At 70.6% G+C, this 18,432-nt stretch carries 14 protein-coding genes; 4 read left to right on the top strand and 10 right to left on the bottom strand.

All coding sequences use genetic code 11. The annotated features are described in order from the left end of the window. Positions 1-50 precede the first annotated feature (50 nt). Both ACZ4UU_RS04555 and ACZ4UU_RS04550 read right to left on the bottom strand, forming a co-directional pair. On the bottom strand, positions 51-413 hold the full coding sequence (locus ACZ4UU_RS04555; RefSeq protein ID WP_468036454.1) for a four-helix bundle copper-binding protein: 363 nt from the start codon (positions 411-413) through the stop codon (positions 51-53). A 179-nt stretch (positions 414-592) separates the two neighbouring features. Further along, entirely contained in the window at positions 593-2,047 is a 1,455-nt protein-coding gene (locus tag ACZ4UU_RS04550) for an LCP family protein (protein WP_468036453.1), read from the bottom strand. 141 nt (positions 2,048-2,188) lie between these two features. Here ACZ4UU_RS04550 and ACZ4UU_RS04545 point away from each other — a divergent pair, with 141 nt between their 5' ends. Beyond that, positions 2,189-3,217 (top strand): glycosyltransferase family 2 protein, encoded by a 1,029-nt coding sequence (locus tag ACZ4UU_RS04545; RefSeq protein WP_468036452.1) that lies wholly within the window; start codon positions 2,189-2,191, stop codon positions 3,215-3,217. A gap of 24 nt (positions 3,218-3,241) precedes the next feature. Here the strand turns inward: ACZ4UU_RS04545 and ACZ4UU_RS04540 are convergent, their stop codons facing one another. The 4 genes from ACZ4UU_RS04540 to ACZ4UU_RS04525 form a co-directional block, all read right to left on the bottom strand. Beyond that, entirely contained in the window at positions 3,242-4,831 is a 1,590-nt protein-coding gene (locus ACZ4UU_RS04540; RefSeq protein WP_468036451.1) for an LCP family protein, read from the bottom strand. A gap of 346 nt (positions 4,832-5,177) precedes the next feature. Then, on the bottom strand, positions 5,178-6,995 hold the full coding sequence (locus ACZ4UU_RS04535; RefSeq protein ID WP_468036450.1) for an LCP family protein: 1,818 nt from the start codon (positions 6,993-6,995) through the stop codon (positions 5,178-5,180). Positions 6,996-7,221: 226 nt separating this feature from the next. After that, positions 7,222-8,376, bottom strand: a complete 1,155-nt coding sequence (locus tag ACZ4UU_RS04530) for an LCP family protein (RefSeq protein WP_468036449.1) — start codon at positions 8,374-8,376, stop codon at positions 7,222-7,224. A gap of 483 nt (positions 8,377-8,859) precedes the next feature. After that, positions 8,860-9,615 carry a TIGR03089 family protein gene (locus tag ACZ4UU_RS04525; protein WP_468036448.1) on the bottom strand — a complete coding sequence of 252 codons (756 nt, stop codon included), beginning with the start codon at positions 9,613-9,615 and terminating at the stop codon, positions 8,860-8,862. 141 nt (positions 9,616-9,756) lie between these two features. Here ACZ4UU_RS04525 and ACZ4UU_RS04520 point away from each other — a divergent pair, with 141 nt between their 5' ends. Continuing rightward, a complete protein-coding gene (locus ACZ4UU_RS04520; protein ID WP_468036447.1) occupies positions 9,757-11,394 on the top strand; it encodes a peptidoglycan recognition protein family protein in 1,638 nt (545 codons plus the stop codon). Between the two features lie 191 nt (positions 11,395-11,585). After that, complete coding sequence (manB, locus tag ACZ4UU_RS04515) at positions 11,586-12,668, top strand: mannose-1-phosphate guanylyltransferase (protein WP_468036446.1); 1,083 nt, start codon at positions 11,586-11,588, stop codon at positions 12,666-12,668. Between the two features lie 558 nt (positions 12,669-13,226). On the opposite strand, the gene ACZ4UU_RS04510 is transcribed toward manB, so the two are convergent. The 4 genes from ACZ4UU_RS04510 to ACZ4UU_RS04495 all read right to left on the bottom strand — a co-directional run bounded on the left by ACZ4UU_RS04510 (position 13,227) and on the right by ACZ4UU_RS04495 (position 17,222). Then, on the bottom strand, positions 13,227-14,228 hold the full coding sequence (locus tag ACZ4UU_RS04510) for a DNA-3-methyladenine glycosylase family protein (protein WP_468036445.1): 1,002 nt from the start codon (positions 14,226-14,228) through the stop codon (positions 13,227-13,229). A gap of 187 nt (positions 14,229-14,415) precedes the next feature. After that, complete coding sequence (locus ACZ4UU_RS04505; RefSeq protein WP_468036444.1) at positions 14,416-15,726, bottom strand: coenzyme F420-0:L-glutamate ligase; 1,311 nt, start codon at positions 15,724-15,726, stop codon at positions 14,416-14,418. Further along, complete coding sequence (cofD, locus tag ACZ4UU_RS04500) at positions 15,723-16,682, bottom strand: 2-phospho-L-lactate transferase (protein ID WP_468036443.1); 960 nt, start codon at positions 16,680-16,682, stop codon at positions 15,723-15,725. Before cofD ends, ACZ4UU_RS04505 begins: the two co-directional genes overlap by 4 nt. Before the next feature lie 33 nt (positions 16,683-16,715). Then, on the bottom strand, positions 16,716-17,222 hold the full coding sequence (locus ACZ4UU_RS04495) for a cysteine dioxygenase (RefSeq protein WP_468036442.1): 507 nt from the start codon (positions 17,220-17,222) through the stop codon (positions 16,716-16,718). A 647-nt stretch (positions 17,223-17,869) separates the two neighbouring features. On the opposite strand from ACZ4UU_RS04495, the gene ACZ4UU_RS04490 reads away from it, so the two are divergent. After that, positions 17,870-18,133, top strand: coding sequence for a WhiB family transcriptional regulator (locus tag ACZ4UU_RS04490; RefSeq protein ID WP_003975777.1), 264 nt, complete (start codon positions 17,870-17,872; stop codon positions 18,131-18,133). The last annotated feature ends 299 nt before the right edge of the window (positions 18,134-18,432 follow it).

Below are 18,432 nucleotides of genomic sequence, written 5' to 3'. Positions count from 1 at the left end.
CGAGGGCACCCCTTTGCGCGGGGGTGCCCTCGACCGCTGTCAGGCGGCCGTCACATCGTGGCGCCCGCCATCGCGCGACAGGTGGCGGCACAGCTACGACACGCCTCGGCACAGCGCATCATCTGCGCGTCGTCGGGCATGGACATACACGCCTCGGCGCACATCTCGCACGCCTTGGCGCACATCGCGCACATCTCGGCCGACATCGGCGAGCGGCGCATCATCATGTCCGCGCACATACGGGTCGTCTCGGCGCAGTCCATGAGCGCCCGCATGATCTGCATCTGAGCCTGGCCGCCCATCTGCATGCAGGAGCTCATGGTCTCCTCGCAGATGCTGTGGCAGGTCATGCACGCGTCGACGCAGTCCTGCATCTCCTTGCTCATGGCAGGCATGGTTCCGGGCTGGGTCATGGCTCCTCCTGGGGGACGCGGGAGCCCGGGGCGGGCCCCGTGCCCTTCCGTCCTACGCCCGCCCACCGCGCCGCGCCATCGGGCGGACGCGAACAATTCACACCAGATGCCGCACGAGCCAACGCGTCAGGCATTCCGCCGTATGCCGTCGCGCACGTCCATTGAGGTTAGGGACGGTGCTACGAGCACCCCGCCTCGTCGCCCCGCACCACGATCGACTGGCCCTGCGTCGGGTCCTCGGCCCGTACCTTGCGCACCTTCTCGAAGTCGGCCCCGACCATCACCTTCAGCGTCGGCCCCAGCCCCTTCACCGCACGCAGCTCGCTCCCCGGCAGCGCGGCCGCCAGCGACTTCGCCGAGCGGTCCCAGCCGGGGTCGTGGACGACGACCGTCCGCTTCAGCGCCCGGTCCGCCGCGGCCACCGGACGCCCCGTCGTACGGAACCCGGTCGCCGCCAGCGCCGCGTCGACGCGCTTGCCGAGGCCGTTCTCCTTCGTGCCGTTCTCCACCTGGACATGGATCTGGCGCGGCGCGACCTCCACGGGCACGGCCCGGCGCTTCGGCCGGTGCGAGGACAGCGGCTTGTCCTCGCGCAGGGCCCGGAAGAGGCGCTCGGCCTGAGCGGTGTCCCACTTCACCGTGGAGCCGATGCCCTTCACCTCGTACTCCAGCTGCCCGATCGGCACGGTGGTGAACTCCGACGACGACGGCGAGAAGTTCCGCATCGCCCGCCCCAGGTCGAGCAACTCGCCCGTCCCGAAGCCCTTGTCGGCCCGTACCGAGCCCAGCACGGCCCGCGTCACGTCCCGGAACCTCATCGGGTTCAGCAGGATCCCGGACGACGTCGCCCGCTCGACCAGTGCCGCCATGAACCGCTGCTGGCGGTGCACCCGGCCCAGGTCGGAGTCGCTGTCGACATGCCGCGCGCGGACGTACTGCAGGGCCTCGCCGCCCATCAGCCGGTGCCGCCCGGCCGGCAGGTCCAGCCCGGTGTACGAGTCCTTCAGCGGCTCGGCGGTGCAGATCTGCACGCCGCCGACCACGTCCACCGTCTTCATGAAGCTGGTGAAGTCGACCTCCAGATAATGGTCGATCTTGACGTGCGTCATGTGCTCGACGGTGCGCACGGTCAGGTTCGGACCGCCCTCCGCGTACGCCGCGTTGATCTTGATGGGATGGGCCTTGCGCCCGTCGACCGCGGGCACCTCGGCGTACGAGTCGCGCGGCAGGCTCACCACGCTCGCCCGCTCCCGGTCCTCCGAGATGTGCACGATCATGATCGTGTCGGTGCAGTGGCAGGGGGCGCCGCCGAGCCGGTACTTGCGCCGCTCCTCCTCGCTGATGCGGTCGCGGCCGTCCGTGCCGACGAGCAGCACGTTCATCCCGTGCCCGGCCTGCGGCCGGTTCTTCATGTCCTTGAACGGGTCCACGCGCGCGATCTTCGCGTCCAGGCTGGTGACCACGGCGTGCCCGATCCCGGCCGAGGCCAGGATCACCACCGACAGCGTGGTCACCGTCCGCATGGCCCAGCGCGGCCGCCTGCGCCGTACGGGCGCGACCGGCCGCGCCCCGCCACGGGACGGCTGCGGACTGCGCTGCGGCGAGGCGGGGGAGCGGCGGGGCGGCGTGGGCATGGGGGGATACCTCCGCTGGGGTTGCCCTGGGGGCCGTACGTGGGATCCGTGAGCACCGTAGGCCCATACGATCTGCTGACCGGGGCAGCGACCCCGGCGGCGCGCAATGCTGTCCCCCGTTCGCGGTAACGTGAGGCCCCTATGAACGCCAATCCCGACGTGCAGCTCCCCGCCGTGTCCGTCATCATGCCCGTCCTCAACGAGGAGCGGCATCTGCGCGGAGCCGTCCAAGCGATCCTCGCGCAGGAGTACGCCGGCGAGATGGAGGTCGTGATCGCCCTCGGTCCGTCCACGGACCGCACGGACGAGATCGCCGCCGAGCTCGTGGCCGAAGACCCCCGCGTACACACCGTCCCGAACCCCACCGGCCGCACGCCCGCCGCGCTCAACGCCGCGATCAAGGCCTCCCGCCACCCGATCGTCGTCCGCGTCGACGGCCACGGCATGCTCTCGCCGAACTACATCGCCACCGCGGTACGGCTCCTGGAGGAGACCGGCGCGCAGAACGTCGGCGGCATCATGCACGCCGAGGGCGAGAACGACTGGGAGCACGCCGTCGCGGCCGCGATGACCTCGAAGATCGGCGTCGGCAACGCGGCCTTCCACACCGGTGGCGAGGCACAGGCCGCCGAGACCGTGTACCTCGGTGTCTTCCGGCGCGAGGCGCTGGAGCAACAGGGCGGCTACAACGAGGAGTTCATCCGCGCCCAGGACTGGGAGCTGAACTTCCGGATCCGCGAGGCGGGCGGCCTCATCTGGTTCTCGCCCGAGCTGAAGGTGTCGTACCGCCCGAGGCCGAGCGTGAAGGCCCTCGCCAAGCAGTACAAGGACTACGGCCGTTGGCGGCACGTCGTCGCCCGCTACCACGCCGGCTCCATCAACCTGCGCTACCTCGCCCCGCCGACCGCGGTGTGCGCGATCGCCGCGGGCCTCGTGGCCGGCGCCGCCCTGACTCCCTGGGGCTTTTTGATCCCCGGCGGCTATCTCGCGGCCATCGCCGCCGGGTCCGTCCCGGCCGGCAAGGGCCTGCCGCTGAAGGCACGCCTCCAGATCCCGGTCGCCCTCGCCACCATGCACATGTCCTGGGGCTACGGCTTTCTGACCAGCCCGCGCTCCCTGGCGAAGAAGGTCATCGCCTCGCGCCGCCCGGCGGTTCTCAGCGCCAACTGAGCCCCGCCGGGCGGGCGGTGCCCGTCACCAGGTGAAGTCCGGGTCCACCTTCATGCACGCCTTGGTGTCGGAGGCGTTCAGCGCCTCCGCCGTGTCCGGCGTCTTGTCGTCCTCCTTCGGCGCCTTGTAAGCCGTACCCTCGCGCCAGTCGGCGCCCACGACGAGCGTCACGCCGGAGACGTTCGTGGACTTCTCCACGGCGCTGGTGGGGATGCCGAGGGCCTTGGCGAGCCGCTGGGCGTCGCCCTCCAGGTCGGCGCTCGGGTAGCGGACGATTGTCGTGTCCTCGACCGGTGCGGTCGAGGCGTCCGCCACGGCCCGGGTGAAGCCCTTGTCGACGAGCAGCCCGGCGACGGTGGTCGCGCGACCGGAGGCCGGGGCGAGGGTGTCGGTGCGGGTGCCGTTCTGCACCTGGACGGCGATCTCGTCGTCCGCCGCGGCCGGGTCGGTGGAGCCCTTGTCCTCGGTGGACTTCTTCTTCTTGTCCTTGCCGTCGAGGGCGATGTCCTCACGCACCAGCCGGAACAGCTTGGTCGCGTCCTCGGTGGGCACCACCCGGCCGGTCTGGATCGTGTCGTACTCGTTCGGCATCGTCGTCATGGTGATGCGCGACGTCGGCACCTTCTTGAGCTCGCCCGCCAGGTCGTACAGCTTCGCCACCGTGCCCAGACCCGGGTCGACGGTGAGGGCGTTGGTGGCCGCCTCGGCGAGCGCGCGCAGCTTGCCCGGGTTGCTGAGCTTGGCGCTCTTGCGCAGCTCACGGACCATCGAGTTCATGTACTGGTGCTGCGCCTTGGCGCGGGCGAGGTCGCTGCCGTCCTCGAAGCCGTACCGGGTGCGCAGCCACTGCAGGGCCTGCTCGCCCTTGACGTACGTCGTGCCCTTCTCCAGCTTCAGCCCGGAGCCGTGGCCCTTGCTGTCCTTGGACTCGATGTTGGCGTTCACGCAGACCGGGACGCCGCCGATCGCGTCCGCCATCGACACCACACCGGAGAAGTCGATCATCATGAAGTGGTCGATGTGGATGTCGGTCAGCTTCTCCCACGTCGCCACCGTGCACCCCGGCCCGCCGCGGCCGAGCGACCGGTTCGTCATCATGCGCTCGCGGGCCTCGTACACGTCCCCGCTGTCCGGGTCCGTGCACTTGGGCATGTCCACCAGGGTGTCGCGCGGCATGCTCACCACCGACATGTTGGTGCGGTCGGCGGACACGTGCAGCAGCATCTGCACATCGGCGAGCGGGACACCGCCGAACGTCTCCTTGGCGCCGCCGAGTTTCTGGTTCTCCTTGCTGTCCCGGGCGTCCGAGCCGATCAGCAGGATGTTCAGCGGCGTCTGACCGGCCGCGTTCGCCTCGGTCTTGGCGGCGCGGTCCTTCGCGTCGCCGATGTTGAGGTCGTCCTTCTTCAGGTTGCCGTTGAGGTGCTGGTAGTAGAGATACCCGGCACCCGCGGTGCCCAGTATCACCACCGCCAGAACCGTCGCCGACCAGCGCAGCGCACGCCGTCTGCGACGCCTGCCGTCGGCCCCCCGGCCGCCTCTGCGACGCCCGCCACCGTGCCGGCCGCCCCGGTCGGCCGGCGTGTCCTGGTCGGCCTGCGGGGTGAGGGACATGGTGTCCTCCACCGCGGGGGCCTCCCCTCGCACACTGCTCTGCGCCAACTCTCTGCCCTTCCCCGCCCTTTGCCCGACACGGCTCAGCTCCGCCCCGGACCTCCCTGTCCGGTGCGGAGCGCACCATGGCAGACCGCCCTGTCCGACACCGGTTCGCTACCTGTCAGACCTCTGGGGGGCCGGACCGGGTTGGCCACGCGTCGGCAAAATCCACGCCGGGTACGGCAGCGCGCCGAGCCGGCCGACGCCGGTCGACACACCGGCGTCGTGTGTCAGACCAACGAGCGTCCGGCACAGTTGCGTTCCCGACACCAATTTCGTGCCGGGAGCGAGCGGCATCCCGGGGCTACTTCGCGCACTCGACCTTGTCGGCCGTGGACTTCTCCACGTCGGGAGCCTTCGTCGGAGCCGTGAGCGAGACGCCCGCGCCCTTGAAGTCCTTGCCCAGGGTCAGGGTCATCGTGGGCAGGCCCTGGGAGTTGGTCACGCTCTTGCCGGGCTTCATCGCGGACCCCGACAGCCCCATGATGGCGGCGAGCGCGCGAGCCTGGTCCGCCTGGTCCGGCGCGTACTCCAGCGTCGTCTTCGCCAGCGTCGCCGGGGCGTTGCCCGCGTTCTCGGACTTCTCCACGCCCTCCTCGGTCTGCAGCCAGGTGAGGGTCTCCTGGGCGCTGCCGGCGGGCGCTCCGCCGTTCATGACCTGCACCCGTACCTCGGAGGGGTCGGCCTTGGTGCCCTTGAGCCGGGCGGCCACGGCGGCGGCCTCCTTCTTCTTCTGCTGCTTGACCTCGGTGAAGGAGACGTCGTTCTGGATCGCCTGGAAGACCTGGGGAGCCGTCGTCTCGTTGAGTACGACCGTCGCCTTGACCTTCTCGGCCGGGTTGTCGATCACCGGAACCGTGGTGAAGGTCAGGTTCTTGGTGTTGAGCTTGCCCAGCTCCAGACCGAGGTCCTTCAGCTTGTCGATGCTGTCGAGCTGGGAGTCGACGGTCAGCGCCTTGGTGCCCGCCTCCGCCAGCTTGATCATCTTGGTCGGGCTGGTGAGCGTGTCGTTGGACTTCAGCTTGCGCATCAGCGCGCTGAGGAACTGCTGCTGGAGTCCGATCCGGCTCAGGTCGCCGCCGAAGCCGACGGCGTGCCGCGTGCGGACGAAGGCCAGCGCCTGCTCGCCCTCGATCACATGCTCGCCCTTGGGGAGGTTGAGGTGGGAGTCGGGGTCGTTGATGTCCTTGCCCAGACACACCTCGACGCCGCCGACCGCCGTCGTCAGCGTCTTGACCGCGTTGAAGTCGGCCACCATGAAGTTGTCCGGCTTGATCCCGGTCAGCTCGGTGACCGTGCGCGCGGTGCAGCTGGGCGTACGGCCCTCCTGGCCGAGGCTGGTGTTGAAGCGGACGCCGGTCTCGCCCGCGATGACCTTCGAGGAGCCGTCCTCCTGCGTCGTCGGGCAGTCCGGGATGTCGACGATCAGGTCGCGCGGGATGCTGAGCGCGGTCGCGTTCGAGCGGTCCTTGGAGACGTGCAGCAGGATCGTGGTGTCGGCGTGCCCGGCGCTGCCCGCGTCGCCGTACTTGTCGTTGCCCGCTCCCGTGCGCTTGTCCGTGCCGATGAGCAGGATGTTGATGGCCTTGTCCTTGGAGAAGCCACCGGTGCTCGCGCCGTCGTCGGAGATGGACTGGATGTTGCCGTTGAGGTGCTCGATGTAGAGGTACCCGCCGACCGCGACGGCGACCACCACGAACGCCGTCACACCGCTGGTCCACAGCAGGGCCTTCTTCGCCTTGCTCTTCTTCTTCACCGGCCGACGACCGCGCCGGCCCGCCGACGGCTCCTCGGGCGCGCCTCGGCGCCTGCGCTGCGAGGGGACCTCGCGGCCGGGCGCGGCGCGGTCCGGGCGCGGCTCGCGGGCCGGTGCGCCGGTCCGGTTGCGTACGGCGCCTCCGGCGTCACCGGCTCCGGCGGCGCCGTTCGCCGCGCGCCCCGCGCTCGCTCCGCCGGCTCGTGCGGCGGTGCCGGCCCGGGAGGCGGATCTGCGCGGTCCCGGAACCGACGACTGCGGAGCGGAAGGAGTCAGTCGCAGTTCGTATTCACCGGTGTTCGGGTTGAGCACCCACTGGTCTGCGGGATCGATGTCGTCCGCCCGCCCACGGCCTTGCGCGTCCACGGTTGTCTGAATCCTCCGTCGGGGCCACGCGGCGCCTTCCCCCTCCAAGGCGCTCGGGTCTCTCGGTCAAACAGTGCGCAAGCCTAACTACGGCAGGGAGCACCGGATCGCTCACACTATCCGCCCAGTTCAGCGTCAAGCGACGACGGTGACAAATTCCACGTCCCTACAACTGGGCAATCCGGCGCATTTCTTTGAACTGGGGTTCGTCGACTTGGTGAGCGTTTTACTCACAGGGGTTCTCGGCGGCTGTGTTGCCCCGGAAGGTGGGTGCCGGGGGAGTGGGGTCGGCGGGGCGGCTCGACTGACCCCTGCGGGACTTCCCGTCGCCGTCATGCGAACTCCTGTACGAAGAGCCGCGTGGTGACCCCTGGGACTTTTCGGGCGAATTCACGACTTCCACCGGGGCGTCGACGCGGAGTCGCTGGAAGAGCCGTCGCGCTTCGGGCTCCACGAGTTGGTCGCGATTGGCGTTGTGTATGTACGACTCCCGAGGGACCGTGAGAAATTGCACGCGTTCGGTGGGGATGTTGCGTACTCCGCGGGCGAGTTCGTACAAACCACGCAAACTGGCCAGGTCGGGGTCGGTGGTGAGGGACGAGGTCGCCGCGTCCAGGACCGGGTAGAGCTTGACCGGATTCAGCAGGACGTCGTTGCTCTGGACCTTGTGCACGAGGGCGGCGAGGAAGCGCTGCTGGCGCTCCATGCGCTCGGTGTCGCTGCCGTCGCCGAGGGACTTGCGGGCGCGCACGTAGCCGAGGGCCTGCTCGCCGTCGAGGGTCACCTTGCCGGCCGGGAGCCGTAGCTTGGCCGCCTTGTCGTTGATGGGCTTCGCCAGGCAGATCTGCACGCCGTCGACGGCGTCGACCATCTCCTTGAAGCCGTGGAAGTCGACGACCACGTGGTGGTCGACGCGGATGTCGGTGAGTCGCTCCACGGTGCGGATCGTGCAGGCCGAACCGCCCTTCTGGAAGGCGTAGTTGAACATCGCGAACATGGGCTGGGTGCGGGTGCCGTCGCGGCGGCGGCAGCTGGGGACGTCCACCATCAGATCGCGGGGTATCGACACGGCGGTGGCGCTGCGGCGCTCGGCGGAGAGATGCAGCAGGATCGTGGTGTCGGAACGCTCGGTCCCGGAGTCGCGTCCGTAGCGCCGGTTGGCCCGGCCCGCCCTTGAGTCCGACCCGATGAGCAGGATGTTCTGCGCGCCACGCACCAACGAGGTGGGGCGCTCCTTCTCATACCGGGCGAGTTCGGCCGCGGCGGCCTCGTCGGGCGTGATGTTCGCGTCGAGCTTCGCGTACACGGCCCACCCGACCCCTCCCGCGACAACGAGCACACCCCCCACCCCGAGCGCCCCACGCCGCACCCACCGCCGCATGGGCCCCCTCCTGCTGCGCGCGCGTGCGGTCTCGGTCACGGCTGGGTCCACCCCTCAGTGCGTGCTGCGTGCGGTGTGGGCTGCTCTTACGACCATGGCGTGGATGGGGGGTGGGGGGTGGGTCGTGGAGGGCTGAACGGGTGACGGTTGCTTGCGACGGCCTGCGGGTGTCGGGGGGAGGAGGGGTGAGGTGCGCGTCACAGCCGCCGACGTCACCCTTCGACGCCGGGCCGGTGTCTTGGGCCCGTCCGGCGTCTTGGGCCTGTCCGGTGTTTGAGGACGAGATGTTGCCGTCCCTAGCTCCCACCCACACGCAGGGGCTTAGGGCCGGCCCAGGCATTTCCAGCCCGTCCGGCGTTTGAGGACGAGGCCCGGAGGGCCGATGGCGGGGGTCCAGGGGGCGGCAGCCCCCTGGCGGGGTCGAAGGGGCGGAGCCCCTTCAGGGATGGGACGGGTAGGGGCGGCGGGGGCGAGGAACTGGGGCTAGCGGGCCGTCGTGGTGACCCGTTCGTCATCGATGCGCTTGGCCAAGGCGTCCTCCGACAGCGCGTCGAGGCGGCGGCACAGGACGACGGAGCCGCCGGTCGCAAGCGCGGCGTACAGCCCGGCGTTGAGCCCCTCCCACGTGTCGTACGGAAGGGCCGAGAGGATCCGGGACCCGGGGCCGGTGAGACCGAGCGCCGGCGCCTCGTCGCGGGCACGCTCCACGACCTCGGCAGCACTGAACTCCCGGCCGGCCACGATGAGCGCGGGATCCTCGGGGTCGACCGGAGCGTACGGCGCGAAGCGGTCGCCCTGACTCGGCACCTCCACGGCGTAGTCGGCGAAACCGACCGGAGGCTGCGGAAAACGACCCCCCAGCGGCCGTAGCGCCAACGCGACCCGCTCCCCCCGACAGGCCCGCGCGGCCTCCAGCCCCTCCGGCCCGCTCACCACCACGTCGGCCACCGCCGGGTCGCCCCCCACGTCCGCGACGGCACCCACCGACGAACACGCCAGCAACCACACCGCCGTCTGCCAGTGCGCGGGCAGCAGCAGCGTGACCCGGTCACCCGGCCCGGCCCCGAGGTCCCCCTGGAGCAGATTCGCGGTCTTGGCCACCCAATTGGCGAAGGTGGCCACGGACAATTCGACACGTTCCCCGGTGGCGTCGTCGTAGAAGGTCACCAGGGGTCGTCCGGGATCCGCGGCGAGCGCGGAACGCAGCAGGTCGGCTGGGGTGCGATCGGTGGCGTTCACCTGCGCAAGCGTACGCGGGCGAGCGGGTGCGCACCCCTGGGTGGGGGCGCCGGCCCGCCACCGGTTCGGACGAACGGCGGGCAGACGCTTCGTCAGTTCTCCGATGGACAGGTTTGTATGACTATGCCCAACATCAACGGTATGCGTGGATTCCTTGCTTCCTCGATCGGTGTCACGTGCGCGGCCGCTCTAGCCCTCCCGCTCACCCCACCCGCCTTCGCGACAACCGCGAGACCGGCGTCCGGAGTGCAAGCGGCCACCGGCGAGAGGATGGTGACCGGGCCGACGGGGCGTCACGAGGACGCCGATGCGTACCTCCCCGGCAGCACCCAGTCGCTGCCCCTCGCCCCCCTCGACCGTGATCGCATCCTCGGTGCCCCCGTCGCGCAGGGGCTGTCCCCCCGGGACGTACCGCACTTCTCCCTCGTCGGCGTCACCTGGGATCGCCCCGGCGCCGAACTGCACGGCCGCGTCCTCGTCCGTACCCGCGCGGTCGGCACGGGCACCTGGTCCGGCTGGCAGGAGGTCGAGACGCACAACAGCGACCACGCCGCCGACCCGGGCACCGACGAGCCCACCTCGGGCCGGGTGCGCGGTTCCACGGCGCCCTTGTGGGTCGGGGAGTCGGACGCCGTGGAGGTGCGGGTCACCCCGGAGACGGAGCCGGAGCCGGAGCCGGAGACGAAGACGGAGACGAAGACGGAGAACGGGCCCGCACGCCCCCGGCCGACCGACGAACCCGAGGACGGGGAGGCCGCAGGGGAGGGGACTGGGGAAGAAGTCGGAGAGGGAGCCGGGGAAGAAGCCGGAGAGGGAACCGGGGAAGAAGCCGGAGAGGGAACCGAGGAGGATGCCGGAGAGGAAGTCAGTGGTGACGACTCGGCGACCGCCCCCGAGACCGCCACGACGCTCCCCGCCGGCCTCCGCCTCGAACTCGTCGACCCCGGCGAGGCCGCCCCGGTGAAGGGCGGCGACTCCGGCGATGCCACCCGCCCCGGATCCCTGAAGGCCGAGACCGTCGAGACGGCCGAAGCCCTCGCCGCATCCGGTGCCAACGCCGCACTCGCCCCCATCGGTGCCGCCGAGATCCCCGCGCTCGACCGCACGGCGACCGAGCGGGAGCTGCTGGCCCTGCGCGGATCCGAGTTGACGCAGGCACAGCGGGCGAAGCCGTACATCGGGCCGCGGCCGCGCATCGTCACGCGACGCGGCTGGGGCGCGAACGAGAGCTGGCGGGAGCGGAGGTTCGTCTACACGAAGAAGGTGAAGGCGGCCTTCGTGCACCACACGGCCACCGGCAACAAGTACCGGTGCTCGCAGGCTCCCTCGCTCATTCGCGGTATCTACCGCTACCACGTCAAGAGCATGGGCTGGCGCGACATCGGCTACAACTTCCTCGTCGACAAGTGCGGAAGAATCTACGAGGGCCGCGCCGGGGGAGTGGCGAAGCCCGTCCTGGGCGCCCACACTCTCGGTTTCAACTCCAACAGCATGGGGATCGCCGTCCTCGGCAGCTACGGCACCAGCAAGCCGACCGCCGCCTCGGTGAAGTCCGTGGCCCGGCTCACGGCTTGGAAGCTGGGCCTCTACGGCGCCAATCCGCGCGGGAAGACATATCTGACGTCCGGCGGTGGCAATCTGTACCGAAAGGGAAAGAACGTACGACTGAATGTGATCTCCGGTCATCGCGACGGCTACTCCACCGCGTGCCCCGGCCTCCAGCTCTACCGAAAGCTCGGCTCGGCCCGCGCCTCGTCGGCCCGCTACCAGGGCCGCTGAGGCGAAGGGGAGTGGAGTTCCGGGGGCCTGGTGGGGCAGGGGGCCCTGGTGGGTCACATTCACCGCCGACGGGGGGCACGGGGCGGAACGCGAAGTACCGCACTGCCGTCGAAGGCGCCGCACAACGGACTGCATACACTGGCCGGCCGAAAGACAGTTCGGCCGGTCCCGGCAGGAAGCAGAGACGACAGGTGACAGAAGCGATCCTCCTGGTCGGTGGCAAGGGCACTAGGCTGCGTCCGCTCACCGTGCACACGCCGAAGCCGATGGTTCCGGCGGCCGGGGTTCCGTTCCTCACGCACCAGTTGGCGAGAGCGAGAGCGGCGGGCGTGGACCACATCGTCCTGGCCACGTCGTACTTGGCCGAGGTTTTCGAGCCGTACTTCGGCGACGGCTCGTCGCTCGGCCTCCGTCTGGAGTACGTCACGGAGGAGGAGCCCCTCGGCACGGGCGGCGCGATCCGCAACGTGGCCTCCCGGCTCCACTCCGGCCCCGACGACCCGGTCCTGATCTTCAACGGCGACATCCTGACCGGCCTGGACATCAAGGCCCTGGTCCACACGCACCGGACGACGGGCGCGGACGTCTCCCTCCACCTCACCAAGGTGACCGACCCCAGGGCGTACGGCCTGGTCCCCACGGACGACACGGGCCGGGTGACGGCCTTCCTGGAGAAGCCCCAGACCCCCGAGGAGATCGTCACCGACCAGATCAACGCAGGCGCCTATGTCTTCCGCCGCTCCGTCATCGACACGATCCCGGCGGGCCGCCCGGTCTCCGTCGAACGCGAGACCTTCCCCGACCTCCTCGCGGCGGGCGCCCACCTCCAGGGCATGGTCGACTCGACCTACTGGCTCGACCTCGGCACCCCCGCGGCCTTCGTCCGCGGCTCGGCCGACCTGGTCCTCGGCCACGCCCCGTCCCCCGCCGTCCCCGGCCGCTGCGGCGACCGCCTCATCCTCCCCACGGCCACTGTGGCCCCCGACGCCAAGCTCACCGGCGGCACCGTGGTGGGCGAGGGCGCCTTCGTGGCCGAGGGCGCCCGCGTCTTCGGCAGCACCATCCTCCCCGGCGCGGTCATCGAACCCGGCGCCGTCATCACCGACTCCCTCATCGGCACCCGAGCCCGCGTAGGCGAACGCTCCGTCCTCACCGGCACGGTCATCGGCGACGGCGCGATCATCGGCGCCGACAACGAACTCAGGGACGGCGTACGAGTGTGGTGTGACGCGAGGATCCCAGCGGGGGCGCTCCGCTTCTCACCGGACGTGTAGGAGAGCGGCGGCATTTTCAGCCCGCCCGGCGTTTGAGGACGGTCCCCGCCCCCGCCCGCAGGGGTTTGTCCCGCCCGGGTACCCCGGGCCTGTCCGGTGTTCGGGGACGAGCCATCTCCGTCCTCAGCCCTCGTCCACCCGCAGGGGTTTGTCCCGCCCGGGTACCCCGGGCCTGTCCGGTGTTCGGGGACGAGCCATCGCGGTCCTCAGCCCTCGTCCACCCGCAGGGGTTTGTCCCGCCCGGGTGCCCCTGGCCTGTCCGGTGTTCGGGGACGAGCCATCGCGGTCCTCAGCCCCCGTCCCCCGCAAGGGTTTGTCCCGCCCGGGCACCCCCGGCCTGTCCGTTGTTTGAGGACGAGCCGTCCCCGTCCCCAGCCCCCCGGCCCGCCCACCCGCAGGGGCTCCGCCCACCCGGGCACCCCCAGCCCGTCCGGCGTTTGAGGCCGAGGCCGTTCAGGCCGATGGGGGTGCAGGGGGCGGAGCCCCCTGGCGGGGTCGAAGGGGCGGAGCCCCTTCAAGGGATGGGACGGGTAGGGGCGGCGGGGGCGAAGAAAGCCCTCACAACCGCCCGATATCCCCCCGAGGCATCCGCGGAGCCCGCCGCGCCGGCACCCGCCCGCTCAACAAAATCAACCGAGCCGCCCGATGCCGCTGCCCCGCATACGGCGTCAGCAACTCCAGCATCACGGAGTCATCGGCATCCCGATCCCCGGCAAGCGCCCACCCCACGATCCCCGGCAGATGCAGATCCCCCACAGTCACCGCATCAGCCGCCCCATGACTACGCTGCACAACCTCCGCGGACGTCCACGGCCCCACCCCCGGCACAACCTCCAACCGAGCCTGCGCCTCCGCCGGAGGCATCCGCACGGCCTCCTCCATCCGCGCGGCAACCCGCACAGCCCGCAGAATCGTGGACGCCCGCTTGTTGTCGACCCCGGCCCGATGCCACTCCCAGGACGGAATCAACCGCCAGGTCTCCACGTCCGGCATCACACACATCCGCTCGGGCGCGGGCCCGGGCGCCGGCTCCCCGAACTTCCGCACCAGCAACCGCCACGCCCGATAGGCCTCATCGGCCGTGACCTTCTGCTCCAGGATCGACGGAATCAACGACTCCAGCACCAGCCCGGTCCGCGTCAACCGCAGCCCCGGCCTCCGATGCCGAGTCACCGCCACCAGCCGATGCCGCGGTACGAAGACGGACGGATCGTCGGCGGCCCCGAGCAGCTCCGGCAACTGTTCGAGCAGCCACTCGGCCCCCGGCCCCCACGCCTCGCCCCGCACTTCGGCCCCGCGTACACCGACCCGCAGCGTCCCGGGCCCGGCAGGCGTACGACAGGCCCGCCACACGGACCCGTCCGGCATCGCCCGGAACGTCGGATCCCCGGGCCCCCGCCTCAGCGGCCCCAGCACCAGCCCCAGATCGAGCGGCCCGTCCGGCACGACCGTCCGCACCTTCCCCGCCACGACAGCCTGTCGCGGCACACCCCCGGGCACGGCGACATGCCCACCACGCACCGTCGTACGCGTGGGTCGCGGAGCGAATCGTCCTGCCACGTCTGAGGTCCTAGGAATGCGGGAGGGGTCTACGAGTCAATGCGGAAGGGGCCTACCAGTAGGAGTACCGGGAAGAAGCCGACGAGCATGCCCCCGGATGGCGCCTACGAGCGGGCGCCCACGAGCGGGCGCCCTACGAGCGTAGGCCCTACCCGGCGCTCCATGACCCCTGTGGGCCCCACCCCCGTCACCGAACCTCGACAAAAGCCCCCGCATCCCGCTCCGGCCGAGCCCGCGGCTCCTCCGCCGGATGCCCGACCGCCACCGCCCCCATCGGATCCCAGTCCTCCGGCAGCCCGAGCACCTCCCGTACGACCTCCCGGCAGAACATCGTCGACGACACCCACGCCGAACCCAGCCGCTCCCCGGCCAGCGCGACCAGGAAGTTCTGCACCCCGGCGCCGGTCGCGACGACGAACATCTCCCGCTCGGCCCCGTCCCGCCGCGCGTCGCCGTAGGTGTGCGAACCGTCCATGACCAGGCAGGGCACCACCAGATACGGCGCGTTGCGCAGCACGTCCCCGCGCCGCACCCGCTTGGCGACGGACTCCTCGCTCTTGCCGTCCCGCCGTAGATCGGCGATCCACGCGTCGCGCATGGCGTCGAGCAGCCGTGTCCGCGACTCCTGCGACTCCAGCAGCACGAACCGCCACGGAGTCGTGTGATGTGGGGCCGGCGCGGTGACGGCCGCCGCGACGGCCCGCCGTACGGCCCCGCCGTCGACGGGCTCGTCCGTGAAGGCCCGTACGGTACGCCGCTGGGTGACCGCCTCCCGTACGGCCTCCGACGTACCGAGCCGGAACATGTCGTCCCGCGCGTCGCGTACCAGGGCCCGGGCCCCCTCCCCGTGGTCCTCGGTCACCGTGCTCGCCAGCCCGCGCACGACGGCGACCGGAAGTCCGGCGGCCTTGCCCTTGACCAGGTCACCGGCGGCGGCCAGCTCGTCCGCCGTCGCCACGACGGTCGCGCTGAGCGGATTGCCGTACGCGTCCGTGCCCCCGCGCAGATCGTCGAGTACGCGGATGCCGGCGGCGCCGATCGCGACATCGGTGAGCCCGGCGCGCCAGGGGCGCCCGAAGGTGTCGGTGACGACGACCCCTACCTCGACGCCGAGTGCGTCCCGCAGTCCGTCCCGGATCGCCCGCGCGGACGCGTCCGGATCCTCGGGCAGCAACAGCACGGTCCCGGCGGGAGTGTTGGAGGCGTCGACCCCGGCGGCGGCCATCACCAGGCCCTGCCGGTTCTCGACGATACGAAGGGCTCCGCGACGCGCCACGACCCGTACCGTCTCCGCGTCGATCGCGGCCTCGCGGTCCGTCGCCTCGACGATCCGCCCCTCCGCCTTGGACACGATCTTCGAGGTGACGAGGAGGACGTCCCCGTCGACGAGGCCGGGTTCGGCGGTGGCGATCAGTTTGGCGAGGTCGTCGCCCTGCTGGACCTCGGGAATCCCGGAGACGGCCCAGACCCGGTAACCGTCGGCAGACACCTCGCTCAAGTCGCCCGCACCTCCTCCGCCAGCGTCAGCGCCTCCTGGGCCATCCGCGCGGTCGCGTCGAGGTCGGTCATCATCAGCGGCACGGCCCGGCAGCGGATCCCGGCCGCCTCGACCCGCTCCACGGAGCCCTCGTCCACGGTGTCGACGAGCCAGCCGTCGAGGAGTCCCGAGCCGTAGTGCTCGGCGACCGCCGCGGCCGTCGACTCCACGCCGACCGCCGCGAGCACCTTGTCGGCCATCCCGCGCACGGGCGCGTCCCCGACGATCGGGGAGAGCCCCACGACCGGCACTCCGGCGTCGGCGATGGCCTCGCGGATGCCGGGCACGGCGAGGATCGTGCCGACCGAGACGACCGGGTTGGACGGCGGGAAGAGGATGACGTCCGCCGCGGCGACGGCCTCCAGGACGCCCGGCGCCGGCTTGGACTGCTCCGCGCCGACCGGCACGATCGCCTCCGCCGGCACCGAGGCCCGCAGTCGCACCCAGTACTCCTGGAAGTGGACGGCCCGGCGTTCGCCGTCCAGGTCGACGGCGACGTGTGTCTCGACGCGGTCGTCGGTCATGGGGATGAGACGGACTCCCGGCTTCCACCGGTCGCAGAGCGCCTCGGTCACCGCGCTCAGCGGGTATCCGGCGCCGATCATCTGCGTCCGCACGATGTGCGTGGCGAAGTCCCGGTCACCGAGCCCGAACCACTCGGGCCCCACGCCGTACGCCGCCAGCTCCTCCTTGAGATGGAAGGTCTCGTCGGCCCGGCCCCAGCCCTGCTCCTCGTTGATGCCGCCGCCGAGCGTGTACATCACCGTGTCGAGGTCCGGGCAGACCTTCAGCCCGAAGAGGTGGATGTCGTCCCCGGTGTTGCCGATGACCGTGATGTCCGCGTCCGGCACGGCCCGCTTCAGACCGCGCAGGAACCGGGCACCACCGATGCCGCCTGCCAGAACCACAATGCGCATGGGAGCAGTCTTGCAGGCGGGTACGACAATGCGTCAGGCAGTCACGGGGCGGGGCTCCTCACGCGCCTCGCAGGCCGACGAGGTGTGCATCGGCATCTCGGTCAGGCCCGGGTGGTACACGTGCAGGCTGACCGCCGGGTCCAGCGTGTCGTTGGCCACCTCGTGCGCGTATCCCGGTGCGAAGACGCGCTGCGCGCCGGCCGCCAACACGCGCGTGCCGCGTTCCGTGCGCTCGGTCAGCGTGCCGTCGAGGACCGTCAGGACGCCGGAGGACCGGCCGTGGTCGTGCAGGCCGCTGCCCTGTCCGGGGACCCAGGACAGCAGCCACACCTCGTAGCCGGGGCCGGTGTGCAGCCGGTGGTACCAGCGCGTGGTCGCGTCGTACCGGACGAGGTGCTCCCACTGCGACCGGTCGGCGGCGATGGAGCGGGCGAGGCCGACGAACTCGGCCACGGTGGCCGGGTGCTCGCGCGGTGTCTGGAGGAGGTGCGGGACTTCGAGGATGTCGCCGGCGATCTGGAGGTCGCTGTCGCTGTTCATGGGGTGCGTGGTTCCTCAGTGAAAGAAGGTCAGAGGGAACGGAGGCCGAGAGACGGGTGGCTCGGCCGTCAGCTGGAGCAGGTGTGGCTCAACAGCTGGGACAGCAACAGCTACAGCGAGCGCGGGCAGCACCGTGGGACCCGGCGGTGCGGGTCGAGGTGGGTGCCGAGTTCGCGAGCATGCCCACAAGAACACCGGTTTGCACCTCGGGTGTCAACTCGGCGCCCGTTATGTGGGACATGTTTCACCTCATCCGGTTCATCTCTGTGGTGAAAGGTTTGTTCATGGGGTGGCCGGGACACATGGCGCACAACCGGGCGCACGAGCGTCGTTGTGATCCTGTGATCCGACTGTGATCCGGTTCGCTTCTGCGCGTGTGTGCAACGAGATCGAACTTCTGGGCGTCCTTTTCCGTACAGGCTCTGAGCGGGGTCGGACACCCTCCCGGGCCTCGTCTGCTTGTCAAGGTTTATGACGATTTGAACACTTTCCGCTAGGCCTTGGTTCCGCAGAGTGAATAAGGGGCTCAATAGCAGATCTCGGCTTGACTCGCCCGGAGCAGCACACTTGTAATTTCACTCGTGTCGTTCAGCCGAAATCGGTAACGGCTACATCACGGGGACGCGAAAGACAGACGAGGGGCGCACATGACCGAGCTGGTGCAGCAACTGCTGGTCGACGACGCGGACGAGGAACTCGGCTGGCAGGAGCGCGCGCTGTGCGCCCAGACCGACCCCGAGTCCTTCTTCCCCGAGAAGGGCGGCTCCACCCGCGAGGCCAAGAAGGTCTGCCTCGCCTGCGAGGTCCGCTCCGAGTGCCTCGAGTACGCCCTCGCCAACGACGAGCGATTCGGTATCTGGGGCGGTCTGTCCGAGCGGGAGCGCCGCCGCCTGAAAAAGGCCGCCGTCTGAGCGGTGCACCGGCCGGACGTCCGGCCATGGCGGGCCGAGCCGCGGGACCGAGCGGTGGCCCGACCCGACCTGGCCCGAGCGGCCGGGGCTGAAGAGCGCGTTCTCTCACACCCAGTCCGTACGTATCGCACGTACATACGTCTCGAATATGTCTCGAACGGCCCGTCGCAGGTGGGTTATCCACAGGCGGCGGGCCGCCGTGATGCCCAGCCGATAGTGTGGTCGCTCGTCCGAGACGCCGCGCTGTCCCCACGGGGCACGGGCGTCCACCGCAGTCCATCGAACCGGGGCCCGTACCT

Source organism: Streptomyces sp. NPDC028907 (assembly GCF_055564995.1).
This window is presented reverse-complemented; position numbering and strand designations above follow the sequence as displayed.

Excerpts from the sequence above, each read along its gene's own strand:
- ACZ4UU_RS04550 (WP_468036453.1), bottom strand. The coding sequence starts at position 2,047 with ATGCCCACGCCGCCCCGCCGCTCCCCCGCCTCGCCGCAGCGCAGTCCG.
- ACZ4UU_RS04520 (WP_468036447.1), top strand. The coding sequence starts at position 9,757 with ATGCGTGGATTCCTTGCTTCCTCGATCGGTGTCACGTGCGCGGCCGCT.
- ACZ4UU_RS04545 (WP_468036452.1), top strand. The coding sequence starts at position 2,189 with ATGAACGCCAATCCCGACGTGCAGCTCCCCGCCGTGTCCGTCATCATG.
- ACZ4UU_RS04530 (WP_468036449.1), bottom strand. The coding sequence starts at position 8,376 with ATGCGGCGGTGGGTGCGGCGTGGGGCGCTCGGGGTGGGGGGTGTGCTC.
- cofD (WP_468036443.1), bottom strand. The coding sequence starts at position 16,682 with ATGCGCATTGTGGTTCTGGCAGGCGGCATCGGTGGTGCCCGGTTCCTG.
- ACZ4UU_RS04490 (WP_003975777.1), top strand. The coding sequence starts at position 17,870 with ATGACCGAGCTGGTGCAGCAACTGCTGGTCGACGACGCGGACGAGGAA.
- ACZ4UU_RS04555 (WP_468036454.1), bottom strand. The coding sequence starts at position 413 with ATGACCCAGCCCGGAACCATGCCTGCCATGAGCAAGGAGATGCAGGAC.
- ACZ4UU_RS04540 (WP_468036451.1), bottom strand. The coding sequence starts at position 4,831 with ATGTCCCTCACCCCGCAGGCCGACCAGGACACGCCGGCCGACCGGGGC.
- ACZ4UU_RS04495 (WP_468036442.1), bottom strand. The coding sequence starts at position 17,222 with ATGAACAGCGACAGCGACCTCCAGATCGCCGGCGACATCCTCGAAGTC.